The organism is Mycobacterium sp. E2479 (assembly GCF_001667925.1).
In the GTDB taxonomy this organism is placed as follows: Bacteria; Actinomycetota; Actinomycetes; order Mycobacteriales; family Mycobacteriaceae; genus Mycobacterium.
On the sequence record NZ_LZJR01000135.1, the window covers coordinates 18,730 to 41,362 of the forward strand.

Below are 22,633 nucleotides of genomic sequence, written 5' to 3' on the forward strand. Positions count from 1 at the left end.
TTCGGCGACCTTGCGTGATGTGTCCGGCCCGGCTATCGCAGCGCCGCGCTGCCGTCCGCGGCGACGGCAACCTTGGCGCCACCGATATCTTCGCGCACCGACGCCTGCGCCGTGGCGCGATCGGTGATCACGGCCAGCGCCCGCGATCCGCCGGGGGTACGCACGGCCAAAAAAGCCTTCTCGGGCTCGCCGCCGCGGTCGAATGGCGTCGTCCAGGCTTCGACGGTGCCGACACCTTCCCACTCCACGACCGCGTCGGTCGTGGGCTCCCGGTCGACAGCCACTTGCGCGTCGTCCCAACGGAATTCGGCAGGCGGCTCGGTGCTGTAGACCCCGAAGCTGTGTTTCGTCAGGTACCCGCCGTTTGCGGTGATCAGGCCGCGTCGACCCGGATTGGCCACCAGCAACTCCGCCATGGTGGCGATCGAATGCATCACGTAGTTGCTCCACGGCCCGCCCGCGAACGTCAGCCCACCGGTGACCGTCAGCGGGCGGGCGGGATCGTCGAGGCTCAGGCCGAGCTCGGACGCCGCCACCTGTACCGCGGAGGGGAAGCAGGAGTACAGGTCGACGTAGTCGATGTCGTCGATTCCCAAACTGGCGAGTTCCAGCACGCGCTGGCCGGCGATGCGGATCGCCGGCGAGCGGTGCAATTCATGGCGCTCGGCGATGGACGGCGTGTCGTGGGCGTCGGTGCCAGCGTGCGGGAACACCCACCGCTCGGCGGGGATCTTCAGCCGCGTCGCCTCCCCGACCGAGGTCAGGACCAGCGCCGCACCCTGGTCGACCATGTTGTTGGAGTTCATCAGCTTGGTGTAGGGCCAACTGATCATCCGGTTCTGTGGGCTCACCTGACTGATCTCGTCGGCTCCCGACGGTTTGCGGATCCAGGCGTTCGGGTTGGCCACCGCCACGGCGTTGAACCGTGCCCACAGCGCCGCGATGCGCCTGAGGTGATCGTCGATCGACTCGCCGTTCGCGATCCGAAGCGCCTCCTCGAACATCGGGTAGACGTAGGCAGGCCGATCGAGAGAGATCCTGATTTCGGCGTCGCCGGCCATCGGGACGTCGTCACCGCTGACCTTGGCCATCGGGACCGAGTGGTCCTGTTCGGTCCAGACCAGCTTGCCGCCCTTGGCCCGCAGGCCCCGCCTGGTCCGCCAGGTTTCGGCGCCGGCCAGCAGCACCACGTTGGCGCGGGCCCGCTGGATGTCCAGGCAGGCCTCGTTGACCAGCGACTGCGGCACGTTGCCGCCCACGGGGCTGTAGAGCGTGGTGAAGTCGGAGGCGCCGATCCGCTGACCGAGCAACAAGCCCGGGTCGCGGTACTGAGCCGACAGGATGTTGACGATGCGGATGGAATCCACGGCTTCGATCACAGCGGCATCGGCAGCTTGCCGTGCAGCGCCAACCATCAGGTCCATCGGCTCGACCGAGCGGGTTTGCGGGTCGATCTCGTCGCGATGGTTGACCTGGCCGTAGCCGATCAACACCGGGGTCCTGGGGTCGACACTCATGGGAACGAATTTAGCGTGGCTATGAATCTGGCCGTCGCGGCGGGCCTCGCCCGTGCGTGGCGCCCGGGCAGGTGAGGTTGTGCGTCGACCGCTAGGCGATGTCCGCCGGGACGGACAGGACTCCGTCGTCGATCAGCCGCTGGATATCTTCGGGGTGCATTCCCAGCAGGCTTCGGCAAATCTCCACTGTGTCCTGGCCGGGCAGCGGTGCGGGGGCCTTCCGGGCCGCCGGGATGTGGCGAAACGGCGCCGGGCCGGTCTCGGCCGGCAACGGATTTTCGATCAGCGGATGCACCATGGGGCTGTAGACGTTTCGCGCGATCAGCTGCGGATCCTCGAGCACGTCCGGCGGACGGTTCATGGGCCCGGCCGGGACGCCGGCCGACTGCAGCAGTTCTGCCGCCCGCAGAGGCGTGCGCGTGCGGGTCCAGCCGGAGACCAGCTCCACCAGCTCGCCGCGATGGGACATCCGCGCTTGGCCGGTGGCGAATCGCGGATCGTCGGCCCACTCGGCATGGTCGAAAACCAAAGTGGCGCGGCGCCATTCATCGTCCGATCGAATCGAGATGACGCACCACTCGTCGTCTCCCGCACAGGGGTAGACCGCATGCAGGCTGGTGTCCTCGCGGATCTGAGCGACGCCTGCGGCCAACGCCGCCTCGGTGACATAGAGCGTATCGAGCTGGTTGACCACGACTTCGGCCTGCGAAACGTGCACGTGGGCCCCCCTGCCGGCCCGGTCGCGGTGGATCAGTGCCGCCAGCGCCCCGATCGCCGTGACCCGCCCCACCACATGGTCGGGAAAGACGGTCGTCGCGTCGTAGAACTCATGTCTGCCCGTGTTCGCCTGGTCCTGGGTGCCGTCGGACGTCCAGAGCCCGGTGACGCCGGTGCTGGCGCGGACCAGCGGTCCATAGCCCAACCGCGCGCTCCACGGCCCGGTATCGCCGAACGCGCTGCTTTCAGCGAGCACGATCCGCGGGTTGATGGCGCGCAGCTCATCGAAGGAAAAGCCCAGTGCCGTAAGCGTTCCCGGCTTGAAATTGGCGAACACCGCGTCGGCCTCGGCCACCAGGCGGCCGAAGATCTTCTTGCCCTCGGCGCTGCGCAGATCCAGTCCCAATCCCCGGTTGTTGCGGTGCGTCCAGGCGAACGATTCGCTCATGGCGTCGCCGATCCGGGCCTGGCGCAATCCGTCCGGATAATCGACGCTTTCGACTTTGATGACGTCGGCACCCAGGTCGCCGAACAAGCGGCTCAGCTCGCCACCGGCCACGATGATGCCCAGATCCAGAATCCGCAGCCCGGCGAAGGGATAGTCGCCGAGCCGGCCCGACGACGACGGCACCACCGCCGGGCTGCCGCGCCAACACGGTTCGTCGTGTCCGGCGGCCGGCACCGGCGTGCGAAGGCCCGCACGCCGGCCGTCGACGACGAAATATCCGGTCGGCACACGGATGCGCGAGCCGGGCACGAGTTCGGCGTCGGTGATGGCGCCCACCGCCTCGAAGTGTTCGGACCCCAAAATCCGTGCGGGCGTCAGTACCGCGGCGATGGGCACCCCGTTCGCCTGGCCGGCGGCTACCAAGTCCTTCATGGTCTGTCCGGCGAACAACTTTTCAATCAGTTGGCTGATTTGCGGCCAGGCCGCGAAGCGCGCCCCGATCACGTCGTATTTCGGATCCTGAAACTCCGCCGGCTCCCCCAGCCAGCGCCGCAGGCCACGCCATTGGCGCGGTGCCATCACACACAGCCGGACATAACCGTCCTGGCAGGGATAGATCGGGTACGCGTCCTGGTTCTTCGGTCGGCCCCGCCACCGCCCACTGCGGCGGACGCCGGCGGCGGCCTGCCCGTGCGCACCGAACGCCGGGTCGAGGGCCATGACGACAGCATCCAAGCGGGAGAAGTCGATGTAATCGCCTGTGCCACAGCGTAATCGATTGTAGTATGCCGCGAGTGCTGCCCACGCCGCCTGAACGGCGGCGGTCGCCGACGCGATGCCGTCCGGCGGCAACACCGGGGTGCCGAGGGTGGGGCCGGACCGCGACAGCGCCCCACACATCGCGTACAACACGGGATCGGTGGCACGCCATGACGACCGCGAACCCGTCGCGCCGAAGTCGGTGATCGACAGCACCACCAGGTGCGGGTAGCGGGCCGCCAGTTCCTCGCCCGAAGTCCCGAACATGGCCCCGCGCTCGTCGGCGCCGGTGTCCACGACGATGTCGGCCTGGGCGGCCAGGTCCAGAAAGCGGGCGCAGTCCTCGTCATCGAACGGATCGAGCACCGCACTGCGCTTGTTGGCGTTGTGCACGGCGAAGGGAATGCTGGCTCCACGCAGGGTGGGCAGCGCGTCCCGTGCCAGGCAACCGCCCGGCGGCTCCACCTTGAGGACGTCGGCGCCCAGGTCGGCGAACAGCCGCGAGACCGCGTCCGCGACGTCGCTCGACAAGTCGAGGACGCGCACGCCATCAAGCAACCCGTCGGCCATCTGCACACCGTACCTGCCTGGTCAGGCCGCAGCGCGACGACCTTTCCCGTCGTCCAGCGACCACGCCGAGAGCCAAAGTGCCAGGTGGGCAAGCTGATTCGATAGATGCGCCATCGGCCGTGGCGCAACGTTCAGTCGAACGTCCACCGCGGCGCGGCGTCGGCTATCGTCACAGGCCGACCCGCCAGGCCCCACCCGTCGTCTCATGGAGGCATCACTATGACCGCGCACCTGAGCTACGTCGAGGCCGTCGTGGTCGGCGCGTTTCAAGGCGTCACCGAGTTGTTTCCCGTCTCCAGCCTGGGGCACGCGGTGCTGGTGCCGGCGCTGGTCGGCGGGCGATGGGCCCAGGACCTCAGCGTGTCCGCCCCCAAATCGCCCTACCTCGCGTTCATCGTCGGCCTGCATGTGGCCACCGCCGCCGCGCTGCTGGTGTTCTTCTGGCGTGACTGGATGCGCATCCTGACGGGGTTCTTCACATCGTTGCGCCACCGGCGGATCGAGACGCCCGACGAACGGCTGGCATGGCTGATCGTGGCGGGCACCGTCCCGGTGGGTCTGGCCGGGCTGGCGCTCGAGCAGCTGTTCCGCACCACGCTGGGCAAGCCCGTCCCCGCGGCGGCCTTCCTGTTGCTCAACGGCATCGCGCTTTATGTCGGCGAAGTGCTTCGTAGGCGCATCGCGCCCACGCCGGATGAGCTCGCGGTGGCCGGCGAGGAACTCGAGCACGGCGACGAGGCCTCCGACCATCGGCTCGCGCAACTCCCCTTGCCCCGCGGCGTGGTGATCGGGGCGGCGCAAATCCTCGCGCTGCTGCCCGGCATCAGCCGCTCGGGGATCACCATCGTGGCCGGCCTGTGGCGGGGGCTGTCGCACGAAGACGCCGCCCGCTTCTCCTTCTTGCTTGCGACACCGATCATTCTGGCCGCGGGCGTGTACAAGATCCCGGAACTCTTCGGACCGCTCGGTGCCGGAATCGGGGGCCAGGTGCTGGCCGGCAGTATCGCCTCGTTCGTCTGCGCCTACCTGGCCGTGCGCTTCCTGACGCGCTATTTCGAGACCCGGACACTGACGCCGTTCGCGATCTACTGCGCCCTGGCCGGCGGCGGCAGCCTGGTCTGGTTTGCCGTGAGCTGAATCGTCGGGGCCGGGCGCGCGGCCATCCCTGTCGCGGCAACGGGGATTGTTGCGCGTGCTGACTTCGAGTGCTGTGCTTACCCAATTGTCTAGTTGACACCCGTCAAGAATCTGGAGGGGACCGGCATGGCAGACACGGCTTCGAGTGGCCTGAAGGGTAGCGGCCGGCTTCAAGGCAAGGTCGTCGTGATCACCGGTGGCGCCCGGGGCATCGGGCTGGCCACCGCGACCGCATTGCACAACCTGGGTGCCAAGGTCGCCATCGGCGATATCGACGAGATGCGGGTGAAGGAATCGGGCGCCGACCTGGGCCTCGACGTCTACGGGAAGCTCGATGTCACCGATCCGCAATCGTTCTCCGACTTCCTGGACGAGGTCGAACGCCGGCTCGGCCCGATCGACGTCTTGGTCAACAACGCCGGCATCATGCCCGTCGGCAGGATCATCGACGAGCCGGACGCGGTCACCCGACGGATTTTGGATATCAACGTCTATGGCGTGATCCTGGGCAGCAAGCTGGCGGCCCAGCGCATGGTCCCGCGCGGCAAGGGGCACGTCATCAATGTCGCCTCGCTGGCCGGTGAGCTCTATATCGTCGGCCTGGCAACCTACTGCGCCAGCAAGCACGCCGTGGTCGCGTTCACCGACTCGGCGCGGCTGGAGTACCGGTCGGCTGGCGTCAAGTTCTCTGTGGTGTTGCCGACGTTCGTCAACACCGAGTTGGTCGCCGGGACTCCTGGCATGAAGGGATTCCGCAACGCCGAGCCCGTCGAGATAGCCGACGCGATCGTCAACCTGGTGGCCCGCCCCAAGCCCCGGGTGCGGATCACCAAAGCGGCCGGCGCAATGGTCGTGTCCCAGAGGTTTTGGCCGCGCCGAATCGCCGAGGGGCTCAACCGGATGCTCGGCGGTGACCACGTCTTCACCGACGATGTCGACGTCGCGAAGCGGCAGGCATACGAGGCCCGCGCCCGCGGCGAAGAATAATCTCGCACGAGCATTGTTCACCGAAGGCGCGGACAATCAGCCGGGTGAGCCTAGTAACCCGAACCCCCGCGCCCTCACGATCTCCGCTCTCGGGCGACGAACTAGCCCTCATCGACAAGTACTGGCGCGCGGCCAATTATTTGTCGGTCGGGCAGATCTACCTGCTGGACAACCCGCTGTTGCACGAGCCGTTGTCGACCGACCACATCAAACCGCGGTTGCTGGGGCATTGGGGCACCACGCCCGGGCTCAACCTCGTCTATGCGCACCTCAACCGGATCATCCGCAACCGCGACGCTGACGTCATCTACGTGACCGGGCCGGGTCACGGCGGGCCCGGGCTGGTCGCCAACGCATACCTGGAAGGCACTTACAGCGAGGTGTACACCGGCATCGAGGAGGACACCGAAGGGCTGCGCAAGCTGTTCCGGCAGTTCTCCTTTCCCGGCGGGATCCCCAGTCACGTGGCGGCCCAGACGCCGGGATCCATCCACGAGGGCGGCGAGCTCGGCTACGCGCTGGTGCACGCCTACGGCGCGGCCCTGGATAATCCGTACCTGGTGGTGGCCTGTGTCGTCGGTGACGGCGAGGCCGAAACCGGGCCGCTGGCCGCCAGCTGGCATTCCAACAAGTTCCTCAACCCGGTGACCGACGGCGCCGTGCTGCCCATTCTGGCGCTCAACGGCTACAAGATCGCCAACCCGACGGTGCTCGCCCGCATCCCGCACGACGAGTTGGAATCGCTGCTGCGCGGTTACGGCTACCGGCCGATCACCGTCGCCGCGCAGCAGGAACAGGACCCGGCCGACGTGCACCAGCAATTGGCCGCCGCACTCGACGACGCCTTCGACGACATCGCGGCGATCCAGTCGGCGGCCCGTGGCGGCGGTCCAGTCGAACGACCGGTGTGGCCGATGATCGTGCTGCGCACGCCCAAAGGCTGGACCGGGCCCAAAGTGGTGGACGGCAAGAAGGTCGAGGGCACCTGGCGTTCGCATCAGGTGCCGCTGTCCCAGACGCACGACAACCCCGAGCACCGCGCCCAGCTCGAGGAATGGCTGCGCAGCTATACACCGGATCAGCTTTTCGACGAAAACGGCAGGCTGCGCGACGAATTGCGGGCGCTGGCACCCACCGGCGATCGCCGGATGAGCGCCAACCCGCACGCCAACGGCGGGCTGTTGCTGCACGATCTGGACCTGCCGGACTTCCGCGATTACGCTGTCGCCGTCGACCGGCCGGCGGCCGCCACGCACGAAGCCACCCGAGTGCTCGGGGCGTTCCTGCGCGACGTGATCGCCCGCAACCGGGATCGCTTCCGGCTGATGGGGCCCGACGAGACGGCCTCCAATCGGCTCGACGCCGTCTACGGATCGACCGACAAGGTGTGGCTCTCAGAGGTCGAGCCCGACGACGAGCACCTGGCCCCGGACGGCCGCGTGATGGAGGTGCTCTCCGAGCACCTGTGCCAGGGCTGGCTGGAGGGCTACCTGCTTACCGGGCGGCACGGGCTGTTCAACTGCTACGAGGCGTTCGTGCACATCGTCGACTCGATGCTGAACCAGCACGCGAAATGGCTCGCCACCAGCCGGGAATTGCCGTGGCGTCGCCCGATCGCGTCGCTCAACTACCTGCTGAGCTCGCACGTCTGGCGCCAGGATCACAACGGCGCCTCCCACCAGGACCCGGGCTTCATCGACCTCGTCGCCAACAAGAGGCCGGAGCTGACGCGGGTCTACCTGCCGCCGGACGGCAACACGCTGCTATCGGTGGCCGATCACTGCCTGCGGAGCCGCGATTACATCAACGTCATCGTCGCCGGCAAGCAGCCCGCGCTGGCTTACCTCGGCATCGACGACGCCATCGCTCACTGCACCCGCGGCCTGGGCATCTGGCCCTGGGCGAGTACGGCCACCGACGAACCCGACGTGGTGCTGGCTTGCGCCGGCGACATCCCGACCTTGGAAACGCTGGCCGCCGCCGATATCCTGCGCTCCGAACTGCCCGAGCTGGGCGTCCGGGTGATCAACGTGGTCGATTTGATGCGGCTGCAGCCCGCTTCCGAGCACCCGCACGGCTTGCCGGACCGCGAGTTCGACGCGCTGTTCACCCGCGACAAGCCGGTCATCTTCGCCTACCACGGCTATCCCTGGCTGATTCACCGGCTCACCTACAGCCGCACCAACCACGCCCACCTGCATGTGCGCGGGTTCAAGGAACGCGGCACCACGACTACCCCCTTTGACATGGTGATGCTCAACGATTTGGACCGCTTCCACCTGGTCATGGACGTCATCGACCGGGTGGATGGGCTGACCAGTCGCGCCGCCATGCTGCGTCAGCGCATGGTCGATGCCCGCCTCGCTGCTCGGATGTACACCCGCGAGCACGGCGAGGACGACCCGCGGATCGCCGGCTGGACCTGGGAGTCGAGCGAGCAGAACGAACGCAGTGAGTGATGGGAGCGAGACGACCCATCGGACCTGGACGGCTGAGTGATATGACGCCGAGATTGCCGTGACGGTTGTTCTTCGGGGCCGATCGCGACCATGATGGCAATCTCGGCGAACTGTCGGCCCCGTCCGGCGCCGCTAAACTGGTCGGATGCGTGACGCCACCGGGACGGTTGACATTCACCCCGCGGTGTCCCAGCCTTTGACGCTGCACCGGTTTCGGATCCACCTCGACATCGCCGTCGTCGTCGTAGTGCTCGTGTTGACCAACCTGATCGCGCACTTCACCACCCCGTGGGCGAGCATCGCCACCGTCCCGGCCGCCGCGGTCGGGTTGGTCATCTTGATGCGCTGGCGGGGATTGGGCTGGGCGGACCTCGGCTTGGGGCGCGAGCACTGGAAGCCTGGCGTCGGTTACGCGCTGGCCGCCGTGGCTCTCGTGGCGTCGGTGATCGCACTGGGAGTGCTGCTGCCCGCGACGCGGCCCATGTTCATGAACAACCGCTACGCAACGATCTCCGGGGCGATGATCGCCTCGATGGTCGTCATCCCACTGCAGACCGTGATTCCCGAGGAACTGGCTTTTCGGGGCGTTCTGCACGGCGCGCTCAACCGGGCCTGGGGATTTCGCGGCGTCGCACTGGCGGGTTCGCTGTTGTTCGGGCTGTGGCACGTCGCGACGTCGTTCGGGCTGACCAGCAGCAACGTGGGTTTCACCCGGCTGTTCGGCGGCGGGCTGGTGGGCATGATGGTCGGGGTGACCGGGGCGGTGCTGGCGACCGGGGCCGCTGGGTTCGTCTTCAGCTGGCTGCGCCGACGCAGCGGCAGCCTGATCGCGCCCATCGCTTTGCACTGGTCGTTGAACGGGCTCGGCGCACTGGCCGCCGCGCTGGTGTGGCACCTGTCCACCTGACGCCGATCAGACCAGCAGGACCGCCGCACCGGCGATACGGCCGGCGCTCAGATCCGCCAGCGCCCGATCCGCTTGTCCGAGTGGGTATTCCGGCGTCGTCACTTCGATGTGGTGATTTCCCGCGAAGTCGAGGAAGGCCCGCGCATCCGCCCGCGTATTAGACGTGACCGATCGGACCTGGCGTTCCTGGAACAGGTGACGCTGGTAATTCAGGGCCGGGATGTCGGATAGGTGGATCCCGGCAATCGCCAGGGTGCCGCCGCGATCCAGCGCTTCCATTGCGGGCAGCACCAGATCACCCACCGGAGCAAACAAGATCGCGGCATCCAGCGGCACCGGCGGCGGATCCGCGGCTCCTTGTGCCGACGCCGCCCCGAGCTTCGATGCCAGTTGTTGCGCCCGGGATCCGCGGGTCATCACGTGCACCTCGGCGCCTTGCGCCAGCGCGACCTGCGCGGTGATGTGGGCGCTGCCACCGAAGCCGTAGAGGCCCAGCCGCCCGCCGGGCGGCAGCTGGGCACGCAGCAGCGAGCGATAGCCGATGATGCCCGCGCACAACAACGGCGCCAACTCGGTGTCGCTGTAGCCGCTCGGTAGTGGGTGCGCGAAAGCGGCTGGGACAGTGGTGAATTCGGCATAGCCGCCGTCGGCGTCCCAGCCGGTGTAACGGGATTCGGGGCAGAGGTTCTCGTCGCCACGACGGCAGTATTTGCACACGCCGCAGGTGTGGCGCAGCCAGGCGATGCCCACCCGGTCCCCGACCCGGAATTCGCCACCGGCCTCGGGACCCACTTCGATGACCTCACCGACCACTTCATGGCCGGGGGTGACCCGGTCGCGGTGCACGGGCAGGTCGCCTTCGGTGACGTGCAGGTCGGTGCGGCAGACCCCGCACGCGCGCACGGCCACCAGTAGTTCGGACGGTCCGGGGCGTGGCACCTCGGTAGTGACCTGCTCCAGCGGGCCGGTGTTCATCGGCCCCGGCCGGCGCACGCGCCAGGCGCGCATGGCCGTGGTGTTCGGCGGAACCATCAATCCATCATGCCGCTAACCACCACGGCCGCAACGGGTTATCCCGATTACGTCTTGCGCACCATGCCGACAACCCAGAGCAGGAGCAGGGCGCCGAGCAGCGCCGTGAAGAACGTGAAGATGATGCCGCCGCCAGCGGTGTTGACGAAGAAGCTCAGGATGAAGCCACCGATCAGGGCGCCCACGATGCCGATAACGATGTCCATCACGATGCCGGCTCCGCTGCCCCTAATGATCCTGCTGGCAAGCGCTCCCGCGAGCCCGCCGATGATGATGTAACCGATCCAGCCGACGCTGGTCAAAGTGCTGGAGCGGGCAAGAAATTCGGTAGCTGCCAAGGCCGTCATGAAAGTCTCCTTGCAATCGCTGGCAAAGCCCGGCTGTTTGCTGGGCGGTTATTTCGGTATACCCGGTCTGGGTCACGAAATGGGTGCCGAATTGGAGACTTTTGGCCACCCGGTTTCGGGTCGGCCGGACCGCGCTATCAGGCCGAAAGGGTCTGCTGCGGTGTCGGTGTGGGGGTCGGGCTGACCTCGGAGGCCGGCGCGCCACCGGGAACCGGCGCGGGCGCTCCCGGCGCCGCCGGTGCCGCGGGCGCTCCCGGTGCCGGGGGTGCTCCGGGCGCCGGGGCTGCGGGTGCCGCAGGTGGTGCGGGCGCTCCCGGTGCCGGGGGTGCTCCCGGTGCGGGTGCCCCGGGTGCCGCGGGTGTGCCGGGTGCCGGTGCCGCGGGTGCCGGCGCCGCGGGGCCTCCCGGACCGCCTGCAGGCGGTGTCCACGCCTGAATCGACTCGGTCAGCGCCTTCGCCGCGCCCCTGTCTACCGGGTCGTTCGAGGTTCCGAGCCACACCACGAACCAGCGTTGCGCGGTCCCGCCGTTAGCCGAACCGATGACGCCCGTCCAGATCTGTCCATTTGGCTTGGACGCATCGCTGAACTTGACTTCGTAGTACGACGCGCTGCCGGTGCTCCCATTGCTTCCGTTGAGCGGGGTGGCGTCCTGGTTGATCCGGGTGCCCGGATAGGGCATGAAGAACTCGCCCATGTCCGACCCCAGCCGCACCGCGGCCTTGGCATTGTTGGCTTCCGCGCTGGCGTAGAGCTTTTGGTCCAGGCGGCCCATCACGATGCGAGTGTCATTGGCGACCGCCGGTGGCTGGTCTGGCGCAGGCGGGGGGCCGGTGACTTTGCTCAGCAGCGCTGAGCCGTAGTCGAGGTGCGACGCGTCCGACTCCACCCAGCCGCCGGGCAGGACGTAACTAAATCCCCCGACCGCGTTGGTGATCCGCCCGGCGTTCGGGTCAACGGGCGGTGGCGGTGGTGCATTCGGGTCGGCGGGCGGCGGCGGTGCCCCGTTGGGATTGAGCGGTGGCGGCGGGACCGCGTTGGGATCGCCTGGCGCCGGTTGCCCATTCGGCGCCTGGCCGGCCGGCGGTGCGTTGGTCGCCGGCGCGCCCGGCGGGGCCGCGGCCGTGCTCGGCGGCACTGGCGTCGGCACCTCGGGATCGGCGCTGGAAGTCGCCGGCAACGCGATGGCGACCGCACTGGCACCGGTCACCGTGGTGATCGCCAGCGTCGTCCACAGTCCTTTGCGACGGGTCGAAGTCGGATCCACCTGTTCCATGGCGACGAACCTACCGTGTTACCGCTGTGACGCAAGGATGTATTGCGGCAAATGCTATGCGGATTTACCGATGTTGCCGATGTGCAATCCCACATGCGATCCCACCAGGTTCCTGACGCTGTGCGCCGAACGTCTCAGCGCGCGGTGGGATGCAGTGACACCTCATGGGCCTTGACCGAGAACCACACTCGGTCCCCGGGCACCAGTTGCAGCTCCGAAGCGGCGTCGACCGTGATCTCCGCGGCGAGGCCGGGCGCACCGTCGGCTTGCTGGGCGCCACGCACCCACACCTCCGGCCCGCGGACATCCATCTCGGCCACGATGATCTCAACGGTGTTGCGGGGGCTCCCGTGCGGGCGATCGCGATAGACGGCCACGGCCGTCGGCGGGAACACCGCGATCGCCCGCTGCTGCGGCGAGAACGGTTCCCCGTTCTCTGCAGCGGCGGCATACCAGCGGTCGCCGGCGTCCCCGCGCAGCGAGCCGTCACGGTCGACGGTTCCATTCACCAGGTTGATGCCGGCGATGCGGGCCGCGAAATGACTGCGCGGCGTGCTGAGAACCTCCGGGACCGGGCCGATTTCGGCGATCTTGCCGGACTCCAGCACCAGGACGCGATCGGCCAGGGTAAACACGTCCAGCAGGTCATGGGTTACCAGGATCGCCGCACACCCGATGCGGGTGATGACGTTGCGCAACAGCGCCCGGATCGCGGCGGCCGCGGCGACGTCGAGGCCGGCCAGCGGTTCATCGAGCAGCAACACGTCGGGTTCGGCGGCCAGCGCCCGGGCGATCGCGACCCGCTGGGCCTGTCCGCCGGACAGCTGTCGCGGTTTCCGGTCGGCGAAGCGTTCGGCATCCACCTCTCGGAGCCAGCGCAGCGCCGTCGCCCTGCGAGCGGCGCGAGCCGGGCGTGACCTCGCGCGCCGGCTGTGCGGCCCGAAGGCGACATTGGCGGCGACGCTCATGTGCGGGAACAGCAACGGGTCTTGCAGCAGCAGCCCGACCCGCCGATCGTGTGTCGCCACGTCGATTCCGGCAGCGGTGTCCGTCAGGGCCCGGTCCCCCAGCCGCACCACCCCGTCATCGGGACGAAGCAGCCCCGCGATGACGTGCAGCAAGGTCGATTTGCCCGCACCATTGGGTCCGAGCACGGCGAGCACCTCGCCCGCCGCCACGCAGAACTCCACGTCCACGTCGCGGTCCGCGACGACCGCGCGCAGCTGCAACTCGCTCATCGTCACCCCGTTACGGCTCCGGTCAGTCGGCGGCTGCCCAGGCCCAACACCACCAGGGCGGCCGCCACCACCAGCAGGATCGACAGCGCCACCGCGGCATTGGCGTCGGTCACACGTTGCAGGTAGATCTCCAGCGGCAGCGTGCGGGTCACCCCCTGTCGAGATCCGGCGAACGTCAGCGTCGCGCCGAATTCGCCCAGCGAGCGGGCAAAGGCCAGCACCGCGCCGGACAGCAGGCCCGGCAACAGCAGGGGCAGCGTGACGCGCCACCAGACGACGCTCGGCCGCGCCCCCAGCGTCGCTGCCACCACCTCGAAATCGGCGCCCGCAGTGCGCGCGGCCCCCTCCAAAGAGATCACCAGGAACGGCAACGAGACGAAGGTCTGGGCGAGCACCACGGCGGTGGTGCTGAACGCGATGCTGACACGGGCGGCTTCCAGGTATTGCCCGAGCAAACCGAGCCGACCGAACGCGTACAGCAGCGCGATTCCGCCCACCACCGGCGGCAACACCAGGGGCAGCAGAATCAGCGGCCGAAGCAGCCGGATCAGGCGCAGCGTGCTGCGGGCCAGCACCAGCGCCATCGGCACCCCCAGCGCCACGCACAGCACCGTGCTGGCGGCGGCGGTCTTCAGGCTCAGCGATAACGCGGTCCTCGACGAAGAGCTGGTGATCAGCGACCAGAAATGCGGCCAGTCGACCTTGACCGCGATGGCCAGCAACGGCAGCACCACGAAGACGACCCCCACCGCCGCGGGGACATAGACCCAGCGGGGCGGATCCGACGGGCGGTGCACCCGTGGCCTCAGGGCTTCGCGAAGCCGGCCTGGGCCAGGATCTGCTGCCCGGCCGGTGCGGTCACCAGGTCGACGAACTTGTGCGCTTGCTCGGCCAGCGGCGCCTTGTTCAGGACCGCGATGGGATAGACGTTCACGGCGCTGACGGATTCCGGGAAGTTCACGGTCGCGACCTTATTGCCGGCGGACTTGGCGTCGGTGACGTAGACCAGCGCGGCGTCGGCCTGGCGGCTGGTGACCTTGTTGAGGGCATCCGTCACGCTGGGTTCCTCACTGACCGGGTCGAGATGCACCCGGGTGCTGTCTTCGAGGCGCTGGGTCGCCGCCCCGCACGGCACCGGTTGCTGGCAGATGACCACGCTGAGGCCTGGTTTCGCCAGATCGGCGAAGGAATTGATTCTCTTCGGGTTGCCCGGCGCGGTGACAATGACCAAGGTGTTCGATGCGAAGTTCGTGGGGTTGCCGTTCAGCAAGCCGGCCTTACTGACCTTGTCCATCTGGGCGGTGTCGGCCGAGGCGAACACGTCGGCAATAGCTCCCTGCGTCAACTGAGTGGCCAAGTCGGAGGAACCGGCGAATTCGAAGTCGACGCCGATGCCCGGATTTTGATTCTTGAATTGCTCGCTGATCTGGGTGAACGCCGGCTTGAGCGACGCCGCGGCGAATACCATAACCGTGCCGGATACCGGGGAGGTCTGCGACGAGGGCGATTTCGGACTACACCCGATCAGTCCCGCCGCCAGCACCGTCGAAACCACAGCGGCCAGGGACGCGATCCGACGCATGGAAGAACCCTAGCCCGCCGATAATGCGGTGCGCTCGCTGGTGGAATCGCCGCAAGAAAGTAGCGGCCAAATAGTTACGCAAATGATCCGCGCGTCGCGTGCCTGTAAGTTTCGCCGACTAGCTACTGTCCAGTAACATATCTGAGACCGATGCCATAACGTGTGAACACGAGGAGGTCATGGCAGTGGAGGTGCTGGTTACCGGCGGAGACACGGACCTGGGGCGCACGGTAGCCGAGGGTTTCCGCGATGAGGGCCACAAAGTGACCTTGGTAGGCGCGCGCAAGAGCGAACTGGAGATCGCCGCCAAGGAGCTCGAGGTCGATGCGATCGTCTGCGACACCACCGACCCGGCCAGCCTCGAAGAGGCCCGTCCCCTGTTCCCGCATCACCTGGACACCATCGTCAACGTGCCGGCACCCACCTGGGAGGCCGGCGACCCGCGCACCTATTCGATCGCCGATACGGCCAATGCCTGGCGCAACGCCCTTGAGACGACGGTGCTTTCGGCAGTGTTGACCGTGCAGGCCGTGGGTGACCACCTGCGCTCGGGGGGCTCCATCATCAGCCTGGTGCCCGAGAACCCGCCCGCCGGAAGCGCCGACGCCGCCATCAAGGCGACGCTTTCGAACTGGACCGCGGGCCAGGCAGGCATTTTCGGGACCCGCGGAATCACGGTCAACGTCGTCGCGAGTGGACGCAGCGCCGAGGCCGGCTACGACGGACTCTCCCGCACGCCTGCGACCGTGGCCGCCGAGGCCGCCCGGTTGGCGTTGTTCTTGACCACGTCGGCGGCTCGCCACATCACCGGCCAGACCTTGCACGTGAGCCACGGCGCGCTGGCTCGTTTCGCCTGAGGCGTAGCGCGCACCCTTCTGCGGGACGGGACCGGTCGCTACGGTAATTCTCGTGGCTATTCGACTCGGTCTGCAGATCCCCAACTTCTCCTACGGCACCGGGGTCGAGCAACTCTTCCCCACCGTCATCGCCCAAGCCCGCGAAGCCGACTCCGCCGGATTCGATTCGGTTTTCGTGATGGATCACTTCTACCAACTGCCAATGTTGGGATCTCCCGATCAGCCGATGCTGGAGGCCTACACCGCCCTGGGGGCATTGGCCACCGCTACCGAGCGGGTGCAGCTGGGCACCCTGGTGACCGGCAACTCGTATCGGAACCCGAGTCTGCTCGCGAAGACCATCACAACGCTGGATGTGGTGAGCCAGGGCCGGGCGATCCTGGGAATCGGTACCGGATGGTTTCAGCTCGAGCACGATCAGCTCGGCTTCGAATTCGGCACCTTCACCGACAGATTCAACCGGCTCGACGAGGCCCTGGAGATCATCCTGCCTATGCTCAGAGGCGAGCGGGCCACCTTCTCGGGCAAGTGGTATCGAACCAGCGAGGCGTTCGCCAATCCCCGCTTCCGGGACCACGTTCCGCTGATGATCGGCGGCAGCGGGGAGAAGAAGACAATCCCGCTTGCCGCGCGGCATTTCGACCACCTCAACGTGATCGCGGGATTCGATGAGTTGCCACGCAAGCTGGACGCGGTGCGCCGGTCCTGCGAGGAGGTGGACCGCGACCCCGCCACCCTGGAAACCAGCACGCTGATTACGGTGCTGATCGACGAAAACGCCAGCGTCGACCAGATTCCCGCTGAGATGACGCAGCGGATGGTGGTCGGCACGCCGGATTCGGTCGCCGATCAGATCAAGACCAAGGTGATCGACGCCGGCGTCGACGGCGTGATCATCAATCTGCCCTTTTACACGCCCGGCGTCATCGAGGCGACCGGTGCGGCGCTGCGTCCGCTCGTAGGCCTGTAGACCGTGCCGGTTGTGTCGAGTCGCGAATCGGCCATGCCGCGGTAATACTTCTCGTGTAGCGGCGTTTTCCTGCGCCACGGTGGCGCGGCGCAGAAGCAGAGGGCTGGGACCGCCATGAAGTATCGAGCCCTGGTGGCGATCGCGGTCGGCGTGGCGCTCGTTCCGAGTCCCATCGCGTTGGCCGACAACAACTGGATCGCCATGGCGATATCGGACTCCACCGGCCACATCGACATCGCCGATGGGGCATCGAGCCAGGGCGCGGCGGAGAAGGCGGTGATGGAGACCTGCCGCAAGACCATCAGCGACTGTCGCCTGCTGGCCAGCGGCCAGGGTGGGTGCATGGCCCTGGTCTTGAACGCGGCCAGATCCAGGTACTTCGGGGGCTGGGGCGCGACACGGGAAGAGGCAGAGGCGGCGGCGCTGGGGCGCGCCCCGGGCGGAACGATTCAGGAAGGCCACGACCACTGCGTGGCAGAAGGATCCAGTCAGTGACGACGACCTCGATGCTCTGATATCTGCGCCACAATCGCGGCGCCCACCAGGTATTTCACCTCGATACACCGTTAGTGTTGCAAACAACACATGCGTATCAGTTAGGTCTCGGGGTATCCGCCTCACTAGCGTAGTGGCTAACAGCAGTCGCGCGTCCAGGAGCCCCCGTCAGGAGCAGCGGAAACATGAGCCCCCAGCCAGGTACCCCAGCTGGACCGGAGCGCCGTCACCAGGTCGTCATCATCGGCTCCGGCTTCGGCGGACTGAACGCAGCAAAGAAACTCAAGCACGCCGATGTCGACATCAAATTGATCGCCCGCACCACCCATCACCTGTTCCAGCCGCTGCTGTACCAGGTGGCGACGGGCATTGTGTCCGAAGGCGATATCGCACCGCCCACCCGTGTCGTCCTACGCCGCCAGCGCAACGTTCAGGTGCTGCTCGGCGACGTCACGCACATCGATCTGGAAGGCAAGTTCGTGGTGTCCGACTTGCTTGGGCACACCTACGACACTCCATACGACAGCCTGATCATCGCCGCCGGCGCCGGCCAGTCGTATTTCGGCAACGACCATTTCGCCGAGTTCGCACCTGGTATGAAGTCGATCGACGACGCACTCGAGGTTCGCGGCCGGATCCTGAGCGCGTTCGAACAGGCCGAGCGGTCTCGCGACCCGGAACGACGTGCCAAGCTACTGACGTTCACCGTGATCGGGGCGGGCCCAACCGGCGTCGAAATGGCCGGGCAGATAGCCGAATTGGCGTCGTACACGCTGAAGGGCTCATTCCGGCACATCGACTCGACGAGGGCCCGGGTGATCCTGCTCGACGCCGCGCCCGCCGTGCTGCCACCGTTCGGCGAAAAGCTGGGCCAGCGTGCGGCGGCCCGGCTGGAGAAGATGGGCGTGGAGATCCAGCTGGGTGCGATGGTGACCGACGTCGACCGCAACGGCATCACTGTCAAGGATTCTGATGGCACTGTCCGGCGCATCGAGTCGGCCTGCAAGGTCTGGTCGGCCGGCGTGTCAGCCAGCCCACTGGGTCGCGACCTTGCCGATCAGTCGTCCGTCGAACTGGACCGGGCCGGCCGCGTCAAAGTGCTGCCTGACCTGTCGGTCCCCGGCTACCCGAACGTATTCGTGATCGGTGACCTAGCCGCCGTCGACGGCGTGCCGGGAGTGGCGCAGGGCGCCATTCAGGGCGCCAAGTACGTCGCGAGCACCATCAAGGCAGAACTCGGCGGTGCCGACCCGGCCGAGCGGGAGCCGTTCCAGTACTTCGACAAGGGCTCCATGGCAACGGTGTCGCGGTTCTCGGCAGTCGCCAAGATCGGTCCGGTCGAGTTCAGCGGCCTATTCGCCTGGTTCGCGTGGCTGGTGCTGCACCTGGTCTACCTGGTCGGGTTCAAGACCAAGATCAGCACGCTGCTGTCCTGGACGGTGACGTTCCTGAGCACCCGGCGCGGCCAACTCACCATCACCGAGCAACAGGCGTTCGCCCGGACCCGGCTCGAACAGCTGGCCGTGCTCGCCGCCGAGACGAAACGGCCGGCGGCCCGCCGGGCGAGCTAGCCGATCGCTGTAGCCATACTCGAATGTGATTGCCCGGCAGGGCATTCCATCGGTGCGCTGCTCAGCCTTCGCGAATCTCGAGATTCTGCAGTCGCACCTGACCGCGGGCGATGATTCGGTCGTCGCTGTCGGTGATGGTCACCAACCACAACTGTTGGCTGCGGCCGCGGTGGATGGGTTCGACCGTGCCGTACACGGTGCCCGAACCGATGGACCGCAGGAAGTCGGTGTTGTTGTTGACACCCACCACATTTCCGCCACCGCGGGTGGCCAGCCAGGTGTAGGCGGCCACGCTTGCCATGCTCTCGATCATCGAGCAGTAAACACCGCCGTGAACCAAACCCATAGGCTGCAACAGTTTGGGCGTGACTTCGAGCTGCGCGCGGGCACCGTCGGGGCTGAGTTCGGTGAATTGCAGCCCGATCTCGCGGTCGAAGGGTGCGGCGAAATCCGGCGGGAGGATCGTTTTCTGCGGCTCTGGCACGTCCATGTGTCTACACCATGGCCACCGCAGGCATGCTCGCGGCGGAACTGTGGCGCGCAAAACGGCTGAGCCCCGTGCCGTTGCGGCACGGGGCTCGCCGATCGAGCAGACCGGGGGTCGCTGCAGCCCTCAGGACTCTCACACGGTCCGCATCGCTCGACCCGACCAGCATAGGCAAGGCTGCCCTAACTCTGCAAGCGGTATGGTTCTTCTTGTCGCTCGACGGGCCCGCGGCGGCCGACACAGTAATTTGTCAGCCTCCCGTACGACCGTCGGTAGTAAGCCGGAGTACGCTTGATTCGACGCTCAGGAGATGAACGAACTATGGCCAAACTGACACGGCTGGGGGATCTAGAACGGGCCGTCATGGATCACCTGTGGTCCACGCCCGAGCCTCAGACCGTTCGCCAGGTCCATGAGGCGTTGTCGGCTCAGCGCGACCTGGCCTACACCACGATCATGACCGTGCTGCAGCGGTTGGCCAAGAAGAACCTGGTCTCCCAGATCCGCGACGACCGGGCACACCGGTACGCACCGGTGCACGGTCGTGACGAGTTGGTCGCCGGACTCATGGTGGACGCGCTGTCTCAGGCGGAGGATCCGGGCGGCAGACAGGCCGCGCTGGTGCACTTTGTTGAACGCGTCGGCGCCGACGAGGCCGAGGCGCTGCGGCGCGCACTCGCCGAATTGGAAGCCAATCAACACAAGAACGCGACATCTGCTGGCGCAGGCCCGGAGGGCTGAGGGACACTAGCGGTGTGTCCGCGCTGGCTTTCACCATAATCGCGGTGCTACTGACCGGCCCGGTGCCGGCGATGTTGGCACGCGCGAGCTGGCCGCTACGCGCTCCCCGCGCCGCAATGGTGCTCTGGCAAGCCGTGGCGCTGGCCGCCGTCCTGTCGGCGTTCAGCGCCGGCATCGCAATCGCCACCCGTTTACTGATGCCCGGCCGCGACGGGCGGCCCACGACCAGCATCGTCGGCGCCGCCGACCGCCTCGGATGGCCGCTATGGACCGCCTACCTCGGCGTTTTCACCCTGACGGTGCTGGTCGGCGCCCGGCTGATGGTCGCGGTGGTCCGGGTCGCCATCGCGACCCGAAAGCGACGGGCGCACCACCGCATGGTGGTCGACCTGGTCGGAGTCGGCCACGGCGCGGCGAACTCCCAGCCCTGCGCCCGCACGCGCGATCTTCGCGTGCTGGACGTCCCGCAACCGCTCGCCTACTGCCTGCCGGGCGTGCGCAGCCGGGTGGTGGTCAGCGAGGGAACCCTGAGCGCGCTTGCGGACACCGAAGTCCAGGCGATCCTCACCCACGAGCGCGCCCATCTGCGGGCGCGACACGACCTGGTGCTGGAGGCGTTCACAGCGGTGCACGCGGCCTTCCCCCGGCTGGTCCGCAGCGCCAACGCGCTTGGCGCGGTCCAGCTGCTGGTCGAGCTGCTCGCCGACGACGCGGCCGTCCGCGCCGCGGGTCGCGCTCCCCTGGCCCGGGCGCTGGTCGCCTGCGCAGCGGGGCGCGCCCCTTCGGGCGCACTCGCGGCCAGCGGTCCCAGCACGGTACTTAGAGTGCGGCGGCTGGGCGGACGCGGCAACAGCCCACTGTTGTCGGCGGCCGCATATTTGGCCGCGGCGGCGGTATTCGTGGTGCCCACGGTCGCACTGGCCGTCCCGTGGCTCACCGAGCTGGAACGCTTGTTCAACCTCTGACGCCGCCGATCGCCGATCACCCCGGGCGCGCAACTGTTGGCTGTGCCACAGTGTCACCGAAGGCTTTTGCCGCAAAGTTCGTAGATTGAAAGGCGAAAACATGAGTTCGTCGGATGCGAAGACCGGTACCGCCCAGATCGGTGTCACTGGTCTGGCCGTGATGGGTTCCAACATCGCCCGTAACTTCGCCCGGCATGGCTACACCGTGGCACTGCACAACCGCTCGATCGCCAAAACCGATGCGCTGCTCAAAGAGCACGGCGACGAGGGCAATTTCGTGCGTTCGGAAACCATCGCGGAATTCCTGGACGCGCTGGAGAAGCCGCGTCGGGTGCTGATCATGGTCAAGGCCGGCGAGCCCACCGACGCAGTCATCAACGAGCTCGCCGACGCCATGGAAGAGGGCGACATCATCATCGACGGCGGCAACGCGCTCTACACCGACACCATCCGCCGGGAGAAGGCGATCCGCGAGCGAGGTCTGCACTTCGTCGGCGCGGGCATCTCCGGCGGCGAAGAGGGCGCGCTCAACGGCCCGTCGATCATGCCGGGCGGTCCCGCCGAGTCGTACAAGTCGCTGGGCCCACTGCTGGAGGAGATCTCCGCCCACGTCGACGGAGTGCCCTGCTGCACCCACATCGGCCCCGACGGCGCCGGACATTTCGTCAAGATGGTGCACAACGGCATCGAGTACTCCGACATGCAGCTCATCGGCGAGGCCTACCAGCTGCTGCGCGACGGCCTGGGCAAGACCGCACCCGAGATCGCCGACATCTTCGCCGAATGGAACAAGGGCGACCTGGACAGCTTCCTGATCGAGATCACCGCGCAGGTACTGCGCCAGACCGACGCCAAGACCGGGAAGCCGCTGGTCGACCTCATACTCGACGAGGCCGAGCAGAAGGGCACCGGACGCTGGACCGTGAAGTCGGCGCTCGATCTCGGTGTGCCGGTGACCGGTATCGCCGAGGCGGTGTTCGCCCGTGCCCTGTCCGGATCGGTCGCCCAGCGCAAGGCCACGACCGGCCTCGCCTCCGGCAGGCTAGGCGAGAAGCCAAGTGACGCAATACGATTCATTGACGATGTGAGCAAGGCGCTGTACGCGTCGAAGATCATTGCCTACGCCCAGGGCTTCAACCAGATCCAGGCGGGCAGCGCCGAGTACGACTGGGACATCACCCCGGGCGACATGGCGACGATCTGGCGCGGCGGCTGCATCATCCGCGCGAAGTTCCTCAACCGGATCAAGGAGGCGTTCGACTCCGACGCCCGCCTGCCGACGCTGATCGTCGCGCCGTACTTCCGCAGCGCCATCGAGGAATCAATCGACAGCTGGCGGCGCGTCGTGGTGAAGGCCACCGAACTCGGCATTCCGATCCCCGGCTTCGCCTCGGCGCTGTCCTACTACGACGCGCTGCGCACCGAGCGGCTGCCCGCGGCGCTCACCCAGGGTTTGCGGGACTTCTTCGGCGCACACACCTATGGCCGGATCGATGACGACCCGAAGACGCGCTTTCACACTCTGTGGAGCGCAGATCGCACCGAGGTGCCCGCATAGCCGGGCGGCGGCAGT

Annotated in this window: 20 protein-coding genes; 11 read left to right on the forward strand and 9 right to left on the reverse strand. The window is 67.3% G+C overall.

Annotated elements, in window-relative coordinates; translation table 11 throughout:
• Window positions 1–32: 32 nt before the first annotated feature.
• Both A5686_RS20335 and A5686_RS20340 read right to left on the reverse strand, forming a co-directional pair.
• Window positions 33–1,517, reverse strand: coding sequence for an acetyl-CoA acetyltransferase (locus tag A5686_RS20335; RefSeq protein ID WP_067938019.1), 1,485 nt, complete (start codon window positions 1,515–1,517; stop codon window positions 33–35).
• A gap of 91 nt (window positions 1,518–1,608) precedes the next feature.
• Entirely contained in the window at window positions 1,609–4,017 is a 2,409-nt protein-coding gene (locus A5686_RS20340; RefSeq protein ID WP_067938020.1) for a CoA transferase, read from the reverse strand.
• 213 nt (window positions 4,018–4,230) lie between these two features.
• Between A5686_RS20340 and A5686_RS20345 the strand changes: the two genes are divergently transcribed.
• The 4 genes from A5686_RS20345 to A5686_RS20360 all read left to right on the forward strand — a co-directional run bounded on the left by A5686_RS20345 (window position 4,231) and on the right by A5686_RS20360 (window position 9,501).
• Window positions 4,231–5,148 (forward strand): undecaprenyl-diphosphate phosphatase, encoded by a 918-nt coding sequence (locus A5686_RS20345; protein ID WP_067938022.1) that lies wholly within the window; start codon window positions 4,231–4,233, stop codon window positions 5,146–5,148.
• 126 nt (window positions 5,149–5,274) lie between these two features.
• Complete coding sequence (locus A5686_RS20350; RefSeq protein WP_067938024.1) at window positions 5,275–6,135, forward strand: SDR family oxidoreductase; 861 nt, start codon at window positions 5,275–5,277, stop codon at window positions 6,133–6,135.
• Between the two features lie 44 nt (window positions 6,136–6,179).
• On the forward strand, window positions 6,180–8,594 hold the full coding sequence (locus A5686_RS20355; protein WP_067938026.1) for a phosphoketolase: 2,415 nt from the start codon (window positions 6,180–6,182) through the stop codon (window positions 8,592–8,594).
• 145 nt (window positions 8,595–8,739) lie between these two features.
• Window positions 8,740–9,501 (forward strand): CPBP family intramembrane glutamic endopeptidase, encoded by a 762-nt coding sequence (locus A5686_RS20360; protein ID WP_067938028.1) that lies wholly within the window; start codon window positions 8,740–8,742, stop codon window positions 9,499–9,501.
• 6 nt (window positions 9,502–9,507) lie between these two features.
• On the opposite strand, the gene A5686_RS20365 is transcribed toward A5686_RS20360, so the two are convergent.
• From A5686_RS20365 to modA, 6 genes are all read right to left on the reverse strand, one after another.
• Complete coding sequence (locus A5686_RS20365; RefSeq protein ID WP_067938030.1) at window positions 9,508–10,533, reverse strand: zinc-binding alcohol dehydrogenase family protein; 1,026 nt, start codon at window positions 10,531–10,533, stop codon at window positions 9,508–9,510.
• Between the two features lie 47 nt (window positions 10,534–10,580).
• Window positions 10,581–10,880 (reverse strand): GlsB/YeaQ/YmgE family stress response membrane protein, encoded by a 300-nt coding sequence (locus A5686_RS20370; RefSeq protein WP_067938032.1) that lies wholly within the window; start codon window positions 10,878–10,880, stop codon window positions 10,581–10,583.
• A 137-nt stretch (window positions 10,881–11,017) separates the two neighbouring features.
• Complete coding sequence (locus A5686_RS20375; RefSeq protein WP_067938034.1) at window positions 11,018–12,154, reverse strand: alanine and proline-rich secreted protein Apa; 1,137 nt, start codon at window positions 12,152–12,154, stop codon at window positions 11,018–11,020.
• Between the two features lie 134 nt (window positions 12,155–12,288).
• A complete protein-coding gene (locus A5686_RS20380) occupies window positions 12,289–13,392 on the reverse strand; it encodes a sulfate/molybdate ABC transporter ATP-binding protein (RefSeq protein WP_067938036.1) in 1,104 nt (367 codons plus the stop codon).
• A 2-nt stretch (window positions 13,393–13,394) separates the two neighbouring features.
• The gene (locus A5686_RS20385; protein ID WP_067938038.1) at window positions 13,395–14,189 is read right to left on the reverse strand and encodes an ABC transporter permease; all 795 of its coding nucleotides are present in this window, start codon (window positions 14,187–14,189) and stop codon (window positions 13,395–13,397) included.
• An 8-nt stretch (window positions 14,190–14,197) separates the two neighbouring features.
• A complete protein-coding gene (gene modA, locus A5686_RS20390; RefSeq protein WP_067938040.1) occupies window positions 14,198–14,974 on the reverse strand; it encodes a molybdate ABC transporter substrate-binding protein in 777 nt (258 codons plus the stop codon).
• Window positions 14,975–15,153: 179 nt separating this feature from the next.
• Between modA and A5686_RS20395 the strand changes: the two genes are divergently transcribed.
• The 4 genes from A5686_RS20395 to A5686_RS20410 all read left to right on the forward strand — a co-directional run bounded on the left by A5686_RS20395 (window position 15,154) and on the right by A5686_RS20410 (window position 18,867).
• A complete protein-coding gene (locus tag A5686_RS20395; RefSeq protein ID WP_067938042.1) occupies window positions 15,154–15,831 on the forward strand; it encodes an SDR family oxidoreductase in 678 nt (225 codons plus the stop codon).
• Between the two features lie 52 nt (window positions 15,832–15,883).
• The gene (locus tag A5686_RS20400) at window positions 15,884–16,801 is read left to right on the forward strand and encodes an LLM class F420-dependent oxidoreductase (protein ID WP_067938044.1); all 918 of its coding nucleotides are present in this window, start codon (window positions 15,884–15,886) and stop codon (window positions 16,799–16,801) included.
• 114 nt (window positions 16,802–16,915) lie between these two features.
• Window positions 16,916–17,296 carry a DUF4189 domain-containing protein gene (locus tag A5686_RS20405; protein ID WP_067938046.1) on the forward strand — a complete coding sequence of 127 codons (381 nt, stop codon included), beginning with the start codon at window positions 16,916–16,918 and terminating at the stop codon, window positions 17,294–17,296.
• Window positions 17,297–17,481: 185 nt separating this feature from the next.
• Window positions 17,482–18,867, forward strand: a complete 1,386-nt coding sequence (locus tag A5686_RS20410; RefSeq protein WP_067938048.1) for an NAD(P)/FAD-dependent oxidoreductase — start codon at window positions 17,482–17,484, stop codon at window positions 18,865–18,867.
• 61 nt (window positions 18,868–18,928) lie between these two features.
• On the opposite strand, the gene A5686_RS20415 is transcribed toward A5686_RS20410, so the two are convergent.
• Window positions 18,929–19,357 carry a PaaI family thioesterase gene (locus A5686_RS20415; RefSeq protein ID WP_369829730.1) on the reverse strand — a complete coding sequence of 143 codons (429 nt, stop codon included), beginning with the start codon at window positions 19,355–19,357 and terminating at the stop codon, window positions 18,929–18,931.
• 318 nt (window positions 19,358–19,675) lie between these two features.
• Here A5686_RS20415 and A5686_RS20420 point away from each other — a divergent pair, with 318 nt between their 5' ends.
• The 3 genes from A5686_RS20420 (at window position 19,676) to gndA (ending at window position 22,618) form a co-directional block, all read left to right on the forward strand.
• On the forward strand, window positions 19,676–20,095 hold the full coding sequence (locus A5686_RS20420) for a BlaI/MecI/CopY family transcriptional regulator (RefSeq protein WP_067938050.1): 420 nt from the start codon (window positions 19,676–19,678) through the stop codon (window positions 20,093–20,095).
• 14 nt (window positions 20,096–20,109) lie between these two features.
• The gene (locus tag A5686_RS20425; RefSeq protein ID WP_067938052.1) at window positions 20,110–21,060 is read left to right on the forward strand and encodes a M56 family metallopeptidase; all 951 of its coding nucleotides are present in this window, start codon (window positions 20,110–20,112) and stop codon (window positions 21,058–21,060) included.
• A gap of 100 nt (window positions 21,061–21,160) precedes the next feature.
• Window positions 21,161–22,618, forward strand: a complete 1,458-nt coding sequence (gene gndA / locus A5686_RS20430; protein ID WP_067938054.1) for an NADP-dependent phosphogluconate dehydrogenase — start codon at window positions 21,161–21,163, stop codon at window positions 22,616–22,618.
• Window positions 22,619–22,633 lie beyond the last annotated feature (15 nt).